Annotated in this window: 15 protein-coding genes; 12 read left to right on the forward strand and 3 right to left on the reverse strand. The window is 62.6% G+C overall.

The annotated features are described in order from the left end of the window. The first annotated feature begins 69 nt into the window (after nt 1-69). The 12 genes from ACFO3E_RS12355 to ACFO3E_RS12410 all read left to right on the forward strand — a co-directional run bounded on the left by ACFO3E_RS12355 (nt 70) and on the right by ACFO3E_RS12410 (nt 10,191). Nucleotides 70-1,581, forward strand: coding sequence for an amidase (locus ACFO3E_RS12355; protein ID WP_380805052.1), 1,512 nt, complete (start codon nt 70-72; stop codon nt 1,579-1,581). Between the two features lie 23 nt (nt 1,582-1,604). Further along, nucleotides 1,605-2,363, forward strand: a complete 759-nt coding sequence (locus tag ACFO3E_RS12360; RefSeq protein WP_380805055.1) for an SDR family NAD(P)-dependent oxidoreductase — start codon at nt 1,605-1,607, stop codon at nt 2,361-2,363. After that, complete coding sequence (locus tag ACFO3E_RS12365) at nt 2,356-3,669, forward strand: spinster family MFS transporter (RefSeq protein WP_380805057.1); 1,314 nt, start codon at nt 2,356-2,358, stop codon at nt 3,667-3,669. The genes ACFO3E_RS12360 and ACFO3E_RS12365 overlap by 8 nt, the downstream gene beginning before the upstream one ends. Nucleotides 3,670-3,693: 24 nt before the next feature. After that, nucleotides 3,694-4,158, forward strand: coding sequence for an Lrp/AsnC family transcriptional regulator (locus ACFO3E_RS12370; RefSeq protein WP_380805059.1), 465 nt, complete (start codon nt 3,694-3,696; stop codon nt 4,156-4,158). After that, entirely contained in the window at nt 4,155-4,637 is a 483-nt protein-coding gene (locus tag ACFO3E_RS12375) for an Lrp/AsnC family transcriptional regulator (protein WP_380805062.1), read from the forward strand. The genes ACFO3E_RS12370 and ACFO3E_RS12375 overlap by 4 nt, the downstream gene beginning before the upstream one ends. 217 nt (nt 4,638-4,854) lie before the next feature. Continuing rightward, complete coding sequence (locus ACFO3E_RS12380; RefSeq protein ID WP_380805064.1) at nt 4,855-5,913, forward strand: acyl-CoA dehydrogenase family protein; 1,059 nt, start codon at nt 4,855-4,857, stop codon at nt 5,911-5,913. After that, the gene (locus ACFO3E_RS12385; protein WP_066531450.1) at nt 5,910-7,088 is read left to right on the forward strand and encodes an acyl-CoA dehydrogenase family protein; all 1,179 of its coding nucleotides are present in this window, start codon (nt 5,910-5,912) and stop codon (nt 7,086-7,088) included. The genes ACFO3E_RS12380 and ACFO3E_RS12385 overlap by 4 nt, the downstream gene beginning before the upstream one ends. Next, nucleotides 7,089-7,517, forward strand: coding sequence for a PaaI family thioesterase (locus ACFO3E_RS12390; protein WP_380805066.1), 429 nt, complete (start codon nt 7,089-7,091; stop codon nt 7,515-7,517). It abuts the gene before it with no gap. Then, nucleotides 7,514-7,885 carry a PaaI family thioesterase gene (locus tag ACFO3E_RS12395; protein ID WP_066531455.1) on the forward strand — a complete coding sequence of 124 codons (372 nt, stop codon included), beginning with the start codon at nt 7,514-7,516 and terminating at the stop codon, nt 7,883-7,885. The genes ACFO3E_RS12390 and ACFO3E_RS12395 overlap by 4 nt, the downstream gene beginning before the upstream one ends. A 19-nt stretch (nt 7,886-7,904) precedes the next feature. Beyond that, entirely contained in the window at nt 7,905-8,732 is an 828-nt protein-coding gene (locus ACFO3E_RS12400; protein ID WP_380805069.1) for an SDR family NAD(P)-dependent oxidoreductase, read from the forward strand. Nucleotides 8,733-8,806: 74 nt separating this feature from the next. Further along, a complete protein-coding gene (locus ACFO3E_RS12405) occupies nt 8,807-9,766 on the forward strand; it encodes a YihY/virulence factor BrkB family protein (RefSeq protein WP_066531457.1) in 960 nt (319 codons plus the stop codon). 92 nt (nt 9,767-9,858) lie between these two features. After that, a complete protein-coding gene (locus ACFO3E_RS12410; RefSeq protein WP_082919786.1) occupies nt 9,859-10,191 on the forward strand; it encodes an SWIB/MDM2 domain-containing protein in 333 nt (110 codons plus the stop codon). A 132-nt stretch (nt 10,192-10,323) separates the two neighbouring features. Here ACFO3E_RS12410 and ACFO3E_RS12415 read toward each other — a convergent pair whose 3' ends face one another. Genes ACFO3E_RS12415 through ACFO3E_RS12425 form a run of 3 tightly spaced genes read right to left on the reverse strand, consistent with a single transcriptional unit; the run spans nt 10,324 to nt 12,285 of the window. After that, nucleotides 10,324-11,100: an SDR family NAD(P)-dependent oxidoreductase gene (locus ACFO3E_RS12415; RefSeq protein WP_066531459.1), complete on the reverse strand. Its 777-nt coding sequence runs from the start codon at nt 11,098-11,100 to the stop codon at nt 10,324-10,326. 31 nt (nt 11,101-11,131) lie between these two features. Continuing rightward, nucleotides 11,132-11,824, reverse strand: coding sequence for a cytochrome b/b6 domain-containing protein (locus ACFO3E_RS12420; RefSeq protein ID WP_066531461.1), 693 nt, complete (start codon nt 11,822-11,824; stop codon nt 11,132-11,134). Next, nucleotides 11,824-12,285 (reverse strand): c-type cytochrome, encoded by a 462-nt coding sequence (locus tag ACFO3E_RS12425; RefSeq protein WP_197486377.1) that lies wholly within the window; start codon nt 12,283-12,285, stop codon nt 11,824-11,826. Before ACFO3E_RS12425 ends, ACFO3E_RS12420 begins: the two co-directional genes overlap by 1 nt. Nucleotides 12,286-12,298 lie beyond the last annotated feature (13 nt).

The following is a 12,298-nucleotide window of genomic DNA, read 5'->3' on the forward strand; positions in this document are numbered from 1 at the left end:
GCGCGGACGGGGGCGGGAGAGAGCCCTATTTGGCCATGGCGCTCAAGGCCTGCGCAGGAGTGGATATAAATGAACATGACACGTCGGGAAGGCATGGCGGCTGTCGGCGCGGCGGCGCTGTTGGGGGTGACGGGCGCGGGCAAAGCTGCGGCGCGACGCTCCAGCCTGCTCGACACGCATGACGCGATGGGCCTCGCGGAATTGGTCGCCAAGCGTGAGGTGTCGCCAAGCGAATTGCTGGACGCGGCGATTGGTCGGGCGGAAGCGCTCAATCCGCGCTTCAACTTCATGGCGCAGAAGCATTATGATTATGGCCGCGCGGCGATTGCTAAAGGGCTTCCACAGGGGCCGTTTAGCGGCGTGCCGTGGCTGCTGAAGGATCTCAACACCTATGTTGCGGGTCTGCCGACGGAAAATGGCAGCCGCTTCTACAAAGGATATCGGCCCCAGATCACGTCGGAGCTGGTCCGCCGGATCGAGAAGGCTGGCTTTGTCATCTTCGGCAAGACGACAGTGCCAGAACTGGGGCTCACCGGCACGACCGAGAACAAGCTGAACGGCGACACGCGCAATCCGTGGAATCCCAAGCATATCACGGGTGGGTCGTCGGGCGGAGCTGCGGCCGCAGTGGCGGCGGGCGTGTTGCCTGCGGCCCATGCGACCGATGGGGGCGGATCGATCCGCATTCCGGCGTCTTGCTGCGGCCTGTTTGGGCTGAAACCCAGCCGGGGCCGGGTGCCGATGGGGCCGCCACGCACGGAAGGCTGGGGTGGGCTGTCGGTGCACCACGCGGTGACCCGCAGCGTACGGGATTCTGCGGCTATTCTGGATGCGACGCAGGGGCCTGAGCCGGGTAGCCGCTATGCCGCCCCGACGCCTGCGGAGAACTTTCTATCGCAAATTGGCAAGGCACCCGGACGGCTGCGCATCGCGCTGATGCTGGATGCGCCATCGGGATCGCCGGTCGATCCCGAATGTGTCGAAGCGGCGCGGAAAGCCGCGCGGCTGTGCGAGCGCCTTGGCCATCATGTCGAGGAAGCCGCGCCTAAGCTGGACATTGCGGCGATGGGTGCGGCCAGTTTCGTGCTGATCGGCTCGTCCGTAGCGGCAGACATGCTGGACCGCGCCAAGGCGACGGGCATTGCAATCGGCCCCGAAGTGCTGGAGCCGATCACCCTTGGCTTTACTGCCTATGGGCAGAAGGCGACGGGTATGGACTTTGCGCGCGCCAACAATACGCTTCAGGCGGCAGCGATCAGCATGGCACAGTTCATGGCGAATTATGACGTCATATTGTCGCCGACCCTGGCAGCGCCGCCGCTGGAACTGGGCAAGATCAACCTGTCGCCTGATGTGGATTTTGCCGCTTGGGGTAAACGTGCAGCCAGCTTCTCGCCCTTCACGCAGATCGCGAACATGACCGGGCAGCCTGCCATGTCGGTGCCACTGGCTACAGCGAATAATGGCCTGCCCATCGGCGTGATGTTCATGGGTCGATATGGCGATGAGGCATTGTTGTTCCGGCTCGCCGGGCAGCTGGAAGCCGCCGCACCGTGGAAGAACAGGCGCCCGGCGCTTTAAACCGGATATTTCAGGAGATGAGGATGCGTGGACTGGCAGGCAAGGCCGGGATCGTTGCGGGCGGCGGACGCGGCATTGGGGCGGCGACGGCGCGACGGCTGGCCGCTGAAGGCGCTGGCGTCGTGATCGGCGATATTGCCGGGGACTGGGCGATGGATACCGCGCGCGCCATACGGGAGGAAGGCGGGCGAGCGATCGGCGTGCGCCTCGACGGCACCAAGGCCGTCTCGCAGGCCGCGATCGTCAATGCCGCGCTGGCCGAATTCGGGCGGCTCGATTTCTACCATAGCAATCTGGCTGGCGGCACAGAGGGTGATATCGATGTGCTGAATTGCAGCGAGGAGGTGCTCGACCGCTCCTTCGCCATCAATGCGAAAAGCCATTTCCTTGCCACGCAGGCGGCGCTTCCGGTGCTGATCGAGCGGGGCGGCGGCACGATGATCTATACGTCGTCCGGCGCGGCGATTTCCGGCAATCCGCTGCAGGTCGCCTATCCGATGACGAAAAATGCGCTGCATGCGCTGGTGCGCCATGTCGCGCGGAAATTCGGCAAGCAGGGTATCCGCGCCAACGGAATCTGCCCCGGTGTCGTTCTGACCGAAGCGGTCGCACAACATCTGACACAGGACTATGTGACATCCATGTTGAACAGCCTGCCGCACAAGCGGCTGGGTCAACCCGACGATATTGCGGGGGCGGTCGCATTTCTGGCTTCCGATGACGGCGAATGGGTCAATGGGCAGCTATGGCACGTCAATGGCGGCTCGCTGCTGCGTGACTGATACACGTCCTACTTCCAATCCATGGGTGGTGCTTGCCACGCTGCTGGCGATCTATATCGTCAACTATGCCGACCGTTATCTGATCACTGGCCTGATCGGTCCGATCAAGGCGCAGTTCGGGATCGGCGACGCCATGGTCGGCATGTTGATGGGGCCTGCCTTCGTGCTGCTCTATGTCATACTCGGCGTGCCCTTTGCGCGGCTGGCGGATCGAACGTCGCGCGTGCAGGTCATCGCGGCGGGTTGTGTCCTATGGAGCGGCGCGACGATTGCGACAGGGATGGCGAGCGGCCCGATCAGCCTGACGCTCGCGCGCGTTGCCGTGGGAGTGGGGGAGGCGGCGTTCGTCGCCCCCGCCTATTCGTTGCTCTCCGATTATTTCCGGCCTGAGCGGCGCGGTCTCGCCTTCGCGATATTGGGGCTGGCCGCCTATGTGGGGCAGATCGCAGGGCAAGCGGGCGGTCCAGCAATCGCGGCGCAGCATGATTGGCGCATGGCTTTCTACAGCATGGGCGCCATCGGGCTGCTTCTGGGCTTTGCCGCGCTGCTGCTCATCCGTGAGCCGCGACGGAGCGGGAGCGGCGAAGGGACGGTGGAGGCGCTGCCGCTTGGTCAATTGGCGCGATGCCTGGTGCGGAGCCCAGCTTATCTGTTCATGATGTTCGCCTTTGGCTTTGGCGTTCTGTCCGGTGTTGCCTTCGGCTATTGGGGTCCGGAGCTGTTCACGCGCGCCTATGGCATGGACCCGGTGGCGGTGAAATCGGCCTTCGCCATGAACTTTGGATTGTCCGGCCTGGTGGGAATGCTGCTGTTCGGGGCTTTGTCCGACCGGCTCGCGCGGCGCAGCATGATCTGGCCCTGTCGCCTGTCAGCCCTGGCGTTGGGCGCCGCCACTTGTGCGATCCTGATGGCGAGTTGGGCCGGTAGTTTCGGGACGGCGAGGCTGGCGGCGATACCTGCTGGCCTGCTGGGCGGCGGGTGGTCGGTCGGCTTCATGGCGACGCTGCAATATATGTTGCCGCCGCGTATCCGGGCAGCATCGACGGCGCTGTTCCTGGCGGTGACGACGTTGCTCGGCTTTTTCGTCGGACCTTGGGCCACCGGCGCATTGAGCGAGATGATGGGCCATGACGCCGCGGCGCTTCGCCTGGCGTTGACGCTGATTATTCCGTTCGGCTTCCTTTCGGCCTTGCTCGGCTGGGCCGCGGCCGGACGGGTGGAGCGCGATCGGGCTGCGTTGCACGACGCGCTTTCGATTCGACCTGCCGCCCCTTTGCTGGCAAGACCAGCGGCAGAAAAGGGTTGAGTGACGTGTATGAGTGAGACTTTCATGTTCGACGAGACGGATCGCAAGATCGTCGAACAGTTGCGGCAAAATGGGCGGGCTACCAATCAGCAGATCGCCGAATCCCTGAACCTGATTGCTTCCACCGTGTCCACCCGCATCCGGCGGATGGAAGATGCGGGGATGCTGCGCGTCGTCGCCGTGTCCGACTTCGCCGTGCACGGATATAACGTCGTCATTCACGTTGCGATCCAGGTCAGCGGGCGCCCGGCCTTGGACGTGGCGGAGGATCTGGCCGTTTTTTCTGAAGTCTTCGCTGCGCACCTGGTCACGGGCAGCTATGAAGTCAGCGTGGTTCTGACCTTGAGAGATATTGACGAGCTGCCATCGCTGATCACCGACAAATTGTCCAAAGTGGCGGGTATAAAATCGATGACGCCAGCTATCGGCTTAGACATAGTCCGCTATGGTCTGGACACAGCGCCGATAGAGAGCAGGAGGCTTGCATGAGAAAGCCGGATCTGGATGAGCTGGATCATCAGCTGATCGACATTTTGGCGCAGGATGCGCGCGTGTCGAACCGTAAGATCGCAAGCGAGCTTGGCGTCAACGAAGGGACGGTCAGGGGCCGGATCAAGCGGCTGCAGCAGGAAAGGCTGATCGCCTTCACTGCGCTAACCGGGCTGAAACTGGAAAAGGCGACCAATCTTGCTTTCATCGCGGTGCAGGCTGACGTCGCGCATGTCCGCCAGATCGCCCGCGACATTGCGCATATCCCGCTGGTGAAGGCGGTGATGATTACGCTGGGGCCGTTCAACATCATGGCCACCTGCCTCTATGACGATCTCGATGATCTGCACGGATTGGCCTCGGGGCAAATATTGTCCATGCCCGGCGTCAATCATGTCGAAACGTCACTGGCGGTCAAAACGGTGAAATTCACCAACAGGGTCGTTCGGATCACAGAAGCTGCCACCGGACTAGCGTAAGTGGCTACGGCTAAATTCGGAATTTATTAAATCATAAATTCCGCAAACCGATGCTTGAAATCTATTTTTCCCTGATATAGCACAAAAGCAGGATGGCGCGTGGATGAAGTCGCGTCGCATGAGCAGGGAGGGATGCGCCGGATCCGCGGTGCCCATCGGCCTTGTTCGGCTATAGGCTGGAACAGGCGCCCTGACGGGATATTTGAAGGCGGCCAAAATGGAATTCGCATTTACCGACGAACAACAGATGATTGCGGAGACGGCGCGGGCCTTCTTCGTTGAAAACGCCACAAGTGAACGCACGCGCAAGGCGATGGCCGACGACGGCATCGACCGTGTGTTGTGGAGCGACTTTTGTCAGGAACTGGGCCTGTCCGGCATCGGCCTTCCGGAAAGTGCGGGGGGTGCGGGCCTGGGAATGGTGGAGCTGGCGATCATCGCGGAAGCTGCGGGGGCTCAAGTCGCCGCTTTTCCGATGCTGGGCAGTTTGGTGCAGGCGGGACAGGCGATCGCGGCAGGCGGAACCGATGCTCAACGGGCCGAGTGGCTGCCGCAAATCATCTCCGGCGAGGTGATAAGCGGCTATTTCCATGACGCCGCCATGCAATCGCAGGCGGATAGGCTGACTGGCGGATCGCGCTTCGTCACCCATGGGGTCGGCGCTGACGTCTTCGTCGTCACCGATACGAAACAGGTCTGGATCGTCCGCGCCGATGCGCCGGGCGTCAGCATCGATACCCAAACGAGCATGGATCAAACGCGTCCCTTTGCCCATGTGCAGCTGGACGATGCGCCGGGCGAGCGGCTTCCCGACGCGGCTGCCGCGCTGGCCGCTGCTCATCGCGCAGCCTTCATCGCGGTGGCGGCGGAGGCATTGGGCGGTGCGCAGGCATGCCTGGACCGCACCGTCGCCTATTCGAAGGAGCGCATCCAGTTTGGCCGCCCTATTGGCTCCTTCCAAGCCTATAAGCACCGGCTCGCAGATATGATGGTGGAGATCGAGCAGGCGCGCTCTGCCGTCTATTGGGCCGCCTGTGCGGTCGATGAAGGCTCGGAGGAGGCCTCTATGGCTGTCCACGCTGCAAAGTCCTTCGCTACCGATACCTTCTTCCGTTGCGCTGGGGACATGATCCAGCTGCATGGCGGCATCGGCTTTACGTGGGAGCATGACGCGCATCTCTTCTTCAAGCGCGCCCGCTCGCTTCAGACGATGCTGGGCAGCGGCAGCTGGCACCGCGAAAAAATCGCCACGATGATCCTGGGAGAAGCAGCATGAAACTTGGATTTTCCCTGGAAGAGGAACTGTTTCGCCAGGAATGCGCCGATTGGCTGAATGGCCAGATGGCGGGCGAATTCCGCGACATCAAGGGCGTTACCAAACTGACGGGAAGCCCCGAGCGGCGCAAGGAGTGGGAGCAGCAGCTTGCCGCCCATCGCTGGTCCTGCATCGGTTGGCCGAAGGAATGGGGCGGCCGCGACGCCACCTTGGCTCAGCAGGTGATATTCGCTGAGGAATATGCCCGCGCGGGAGTGCCGGGGCGGGTCAATCATATCGGTATCGAGCTTGCCGGGCCGACCATTTTGACCTTCGGCACGCAGGAGCAGAAGCAGCGTTTCCTGCCCGGCATCGCGGCGGGTAAGACGATTTTCTGCCAGGGCTTTTCCGAACCCAATGCCGGATCCGATCTCGCCAGCGTCCGCACCAAGGCGCGGCTGGAGGGTGATGAATGGGTGGTCAATGGGCAGAAGATTTGGACCAGCCTAGCCCATATTTCCGACTGGATTTTCGTTGTCACCCGTAGCGAGGAAGGGTCGCAGGGGCCCAAGGGTTTGACCTTCCTCATGATGCCCATCAATCAGCCGGGTATCGAGATCAGGGGCATCCGCCAGATCAATGGCGATGCGGAGTTCAACGAAACCTTCTTTACCGATGCGCGCTGCCCGGCGGACAGCCTGATCGGGGCGGCGGGGGATGGCTGGCGCATTGCCATGGGCTTGCTGGCATTCGAACGCGGCGTATCGACGCTGGGCCAGCAGATGGGCTTCCGCAATGAACTGGACGAGATCATCGCCGCGGCCAAGGCCAATGGGGCGGCCAACGATCCGCTGATCCGTCAGCGGCTCGCCAAGGCGGAGGTCGGGTTGCATCTAATGCGTTATGGCGCGCTGCGGATGCTCTCGCAGACCGATCATTCGAAGATCGACGGAGCGGCGCTTACCTATAAGATCCAATGGGCGAGCTGGCGACGCAATCTGGGCGAATTGGCGATGGACGTGCTGGGGCAGAGTGGCGAAATCAGCGACCATGCGGACTATGAATGGGATAGCTTGCCCAATCTGTTCCTCTTCTCGCGTTCCGACACCATCTACGGCGGCACCAACCAGATTCAACGCAACCTGATCGCGGAGCGCGGGCTCGGACTGCCGCGCGAGCCGCGCGGGACAGCCTGAGTGGACCAGGAGGATGATGCCTTCGAGCGGCTCAAGAACCTGCCGCCGCGCGGGCATCATGCGCTGCTGGGCATCTATACGATCGACAATGGGCCCGATTGGGCTGAGCTTGCCTGTCCGTTCGCGCCCGGCTTCCTGATGGACGCAGAGGCGGGACTGGTATCGTCCGGTCCCATCATCTCGCTGGTCGATGCCGCAGCGGGCGCGGCGATCATCGCGCGGACGCGGCAGTGGCGAGGCATGGCGACGCTGGACCTGCATATCGATTATCTGCGGCCCGCCCGGGCGGGCCACACCATCCATGCCCGGGCGCGCTGCCACCATATCACGCGCAAGGTCGCCTTCACCCGCTGCGATGTCCACGATGGCGATCCGGCCAGCCCGATCGCTGCCGCCACCGCCAGCTTTTTCTTCACGGAAGAGCTATGATCGCGCGCACGCCCTATGCGCAGATGCTCGGCATCCGGAGCGTGGCTACGGACGATGGCGCTGTGACGCTGATGATGCCGGCCACGCCTTCGCTCGAAGGCCGCACCGGCTTTCTCTATGGCGGCGTCATCGCCAGTCTGTTGGAGCTGGCCTGCCTGGAGGCTGTCGCACAAGAGCGCCGGGAGCCCTGGCCCAAGCCGATCAACATGTCCTTCGACTTCCTGCGGGGCGGGCTGATGATCGACAGCTATGCGCAGGCGCGGCTCGTGCGTGTGGGTCGCAGGGTCGTGAATGCGGATGCAATATGCTGGCAGGGGGATCGCGACAAGCCGATCGCCACCGGGAGGATGCACCTGCTGCTGGATTGAAGAACGGGAGGGGAGGAGGATGAAGCTGTTGGACGGCCGCGTGGCCATCATCACCGGGGCGAGCCGTGGCATTGGCGCTGCCATCGCCCGCCGCTTCGCCGCCGAGGGAGCAAAGGTCGCGATCGTCGCGCGCACCCTGGAGCCGGGCAGGGGCGAGCTGACCGGCTCGCTCGCCGAAACGGCAGCGCAAATCAGGGCCGCTGGCGGCGAGTGCCTGCCGATCCAGGCCAATCTGGCTGATCCCATTAATCGGGCGCGGATCGTGCCTGCTGCGGTGGAGCATTTCGGCAGGCTCGACATCCTTGTCAACAATGCCGCCTGGTCGCGCTTCGTAGCGATCTGGGAGGCACAGCCAAAGCATTTCCACCTTGCCTTTCAGATGAACCTGCATGCGCCGCAGGAACTGTCCCGGCAGGCGCTGCCGCATCTCCGTGCGCAGGGAGAGGGATGGATCCTCAATATTTCCAGCGCCACGGCGGACCTGCCGCCACCGGCGCCTTACGATGAGGATGATCGCTATATCCGCTTCAATCGGGATGGCCATGCGACGCTGTATGGTACGACCAAGGCGGCGCTCGACCGCCTGACCGCTGGCTGGGCAGTGGAGCTGTCGCAAGAGAATATCGCGGTGAATTCCCTCGCGCCCGTCGGCGCGGTTGCCAGCGAAGGCGCGCTGGCGGTCGGTGGATGGGACGAGCGCGACCATATCGAGCCGGTGGATGCAATGGCGGAAGCGGCGCTTCAACTCTGCCACCGGCCGGCGAGCGAACTCAGCGGCAATGTCGTGCGCAGCCTGCCGTTGCTGGACCGGTTGCATGTGCCTGTGCGGACGCTGGACGGGCGATAGTCGCAAAGACAGCTGCGGCGCGGGATCAGTCCGGCCTCTCAAATGTTTGCTCCCCGACAGAGAAGGGAGTGAACATGCCAGCACAGGAAAGCGGCCGGGGCAGGACGGCGCAAAGCCCGCGGGAGATGCCGCGCAAGGCTTGGCGCGACATCCTGCTCCGCACCTGGAATGAAAGCAGCACCGACAATGTCGGGCTGATTTCAGCCGGTGTGGCCTTTTACGGCTTTCTGGCCTTCGTTCCGACCTTGGCGGCGCTGGTGCTGTGCTATGGCCTGTTTGCCGATCCTTCGACCATTGCCGACCATCTCCGATCGTTGTTCAGGCTGCTGCCAGAAGAAGCCGCGCGTCTGATCGGCGAGCAACTATTGTCAGTGACCAATAGCGGTGCGGGCAAGAAGGGCTTCGGCCTGGTCGCCTCGCTCGCTTTGTCCATCTATGGTGCGATGAACGGGGCGAGCGCGATCGTGACGGCGGTGAACATCGCCTATGATGAGGAAGAGAGCCGCAGCTTCATCAAGCTGACGGGGCTCGCCTGTCTGATAACGATCGGCTTGTTGATTGCAGGCGTGGTCGCCATTTTCGCGATCGCGGCGCTGGCATTTCTGGAACAGCTGCTGCCCGGTGCACCTGACATCATTATAGTGGCGATCCGCGTCGGGTTCTGGCTGTTCGCTGCGCTTGCCGCGAGCATGATACTGAGCATGATCTACCGCTATGCGCCCGACCGGCATCATGCGCAGTGGCGTTGGCTGACGCCCGGATCGGTGGTGGCGACGATCGGGTGGCTGGCGGTCAGCCTGGGCTTTGGCATTTATGCATCGAACTTCGGTAATTATGGCGCGACCTATGGTGCGCTTAGCGCCGTGGTCGTGACGCTGATGTGGCTTTATCTGTCCGCTTATATCCTGATCCTGGGAGCCGAGCTGAACAGCGAGATCGAACATCAGACGGCTGAGGATACGACGGTCGGCCATCCCAAACCGATGGGCGAGCGCGAAGCCTATGTCGCAGATACGGTTGGGAAAGTGCCCTGAGCGCCAATGATTGCACGCTTTCAGGCAACTTTTTCGCTCCTCACGACTTAGCCTGATCATCAACTGCCAAGCGTTTAGCAAGGGAGACTTTCATGGCGCGGACTCGTGAACAGCGTGGCGAGCAGGAAACCAAAGCGGCGGTCGCCAAGGTGAAGAAGACGGGAAAGCCCACTGGCGGCGCGCGCGGGGGTATCACCGCGCCTGTGACGCCCTCTCCCGAGCTGGCCGACATCATCGGCGACAAGAAGATCCCGCGCAGCGAAGTGGTCAAGAAGATCTGGGCCTATATCAAGGCCAATGACCTTCAAAATCCCAAGGATAAGCGTGAGATACTGGCCGACGACAAGCTGGAGAAAATCTTCGGCGGCAAGAAGGCCAGCATGTTCGAGATGAACAAGCATCTGGCCAAGCATCTGCAGGCCTGACGCGATCAGGACGCTTCAAACGTCAGATCCGAGTTCAACTCGCTGTAACGGACAAACAGAAAAGGCCTCCTTCCCGGTTGAGGGGAGGAGGCCTTTGAACAAGCTGGTCCTCAAAGAGCGACCAGCCTATGATCAGGCGCGCATCAGCGAACCGCCGTTCACGTCAATGATCGAGCCGCTGATCCAGCGGCCGTCATCGGAAAGCAGCAGCGCCACCACTGCGGCATGATCTTCGGACTCGCCCAGCCGGGTGTGGGGCGTCTTTGCCATATAGTAGTTCGCCCATTTTTCCGCTTCAGGGCCGTTGGCTTCCATCTGCTTCTTCATTTCCCCGGTAACGGTAAAGCCCGGTGCAAGAACGTTGGCCGTCAGCCCTTCCTTGCCCCAGCGCGACGCAACGTGACGCATCAGGGCGTTCACCCCCGCCTTTGTCATCGCATAGGAGGGGCGGGTAGGCTCAGCGCCATGGGCGGCTCCGGAACTGGTATAAACGATCGCCGATTCCTTGTTCTTCAGCAGATGCGGCAGAACGGCGCGCGTGCACAGCAGGTGCCCGCGCAGGTTGACCGCGACCGTGCGGTCGAACACGGCGAGGTCCAGAGCGAGAGCGTCGGAATCCTCCATGATCACGCGCAGATCGGCAGCGTTGATATGCGCGCCGTCCAGACCGCCAAGCTGCTCTACGGCCGCCTGAACGGCGTCATTGACCGACTTCTCGTCCGAAATATCGACATGCACGGCAAAGGCTCCGTTGCCTGCCGCCTGTGCAGCCGCTTCTGCACCGGCCAGATTGATGTCGGCGGCGCAGACCCGCGCGCCTTCTTCGGCCAGGCGCTTGACTGTCGCCGCGCCAATGCCGGTGGCGCTGCCGAAAACGATGATGCGGCGGTCCTTCAGTCTGCTGTTCATTACACTTCTCCGATAATTCTTTACTGTGTGATCAGGCCCGGCCGAATTGCGCTATCAGCAACCATGTGCCGCCTGCGACCAGCAGGAAGATCACTAGCGCCATCCACGCAGGCGCGAAACGCAAAACCGGCTGTTCGCCAGTCCATCGCCGCGATCCGCTGATCATCGGGCCGATAAGGTTATCGCGGCGATGGATCAGGTAAAAGAGGATCGCCACGACATGCAGCGCCGTCAGCGTCAGGATGATGTTGAAGACGAACGCGTGCCATTCCGCCGCGACCCGTCCGGTGTCAAAATCCACCAGATAGGCGAAGGGGCCGGATTCCATGCCGTCGATATCGACCGAGAAGAAGCCGAGGCCGACTTGCGTCGCCAGCAGCGCAATCATCGCCAAAACGCTCCAGCCGCCAACCGGATTATGGCCAGGCGCCGGAGCCGCCCCCCGGTTGAACATATGACCGCGCACGTAGCGGAACAGCGTTACGGGCCCGCCCACGAAATGGGAAAAGCGGGCGGTGCTGCTGCCCGCAACGCCCCAGATGAGGCGGAAGAGCAACAGCGTGAAGATGCTGTATCCTGCGAGCCGATGCCAATCAAGCATCCGTTCTTCCGCCGTCCACCAGGCGAGCCCCAACAGGGGCACCAATGTCCAGTGGAACAGACGGGTTGGCAGGTCCCAGATGCGCAGGCGCGCAGGCGCGCCGCTCATGTCCGCCTCGGCCATCAAAGCTCCGCGCGGAAACGGTCGTGACAGCTTTTGCAGGTGCCGCCCAGCGTGTTGCGCGCTGCGCTGAGGCCGGCGGCATTACCGCTCGCGGCAGCCGCATCCAGCGCCCGGGCGGCGGTGATCATGTCGCCCTGAAGCTTCACGAAGGCGGCATTGTCCTTCCAGATTTCAGGCTTGGCGCGGGTCTTAAGGCCGGCCTCCGGGCCGCTGCCCTTGGGGAAATATTTGGGCAGCAGTGCGGCGCGTGCGGCGATGTCGCGCGCCAGCGGCTTGACGCTGTTCATGTCGGGCGCGCCCGACTTCAACTCGTCATTGATGCTTTTGAATGCTCCGCCGATCTCCTTGTAGCTCGCCTGGCGGGCCTTGATCGCGTTGGTGACTGCAGGCGCCGCAGCATAGGCGGCGTAGCTGGCCAGCATGCCAAACGCCAGGAAAGCTGCGGAATAGGATCGCTTCATCTTTTGCCTCATT

The sequence above is a fragment of the Sphingobium tyrosinilyticum genome (assembly GCF_042654265.1).
In the GTDB taxonomy this organism is placed as follows: Bacteria; Pseudomonadota; Alphaproteobacteria; order Sphingomonadales; family Sphingomonadaceae; genus Sphingobium; species Sphingobium tyrosinilyticum.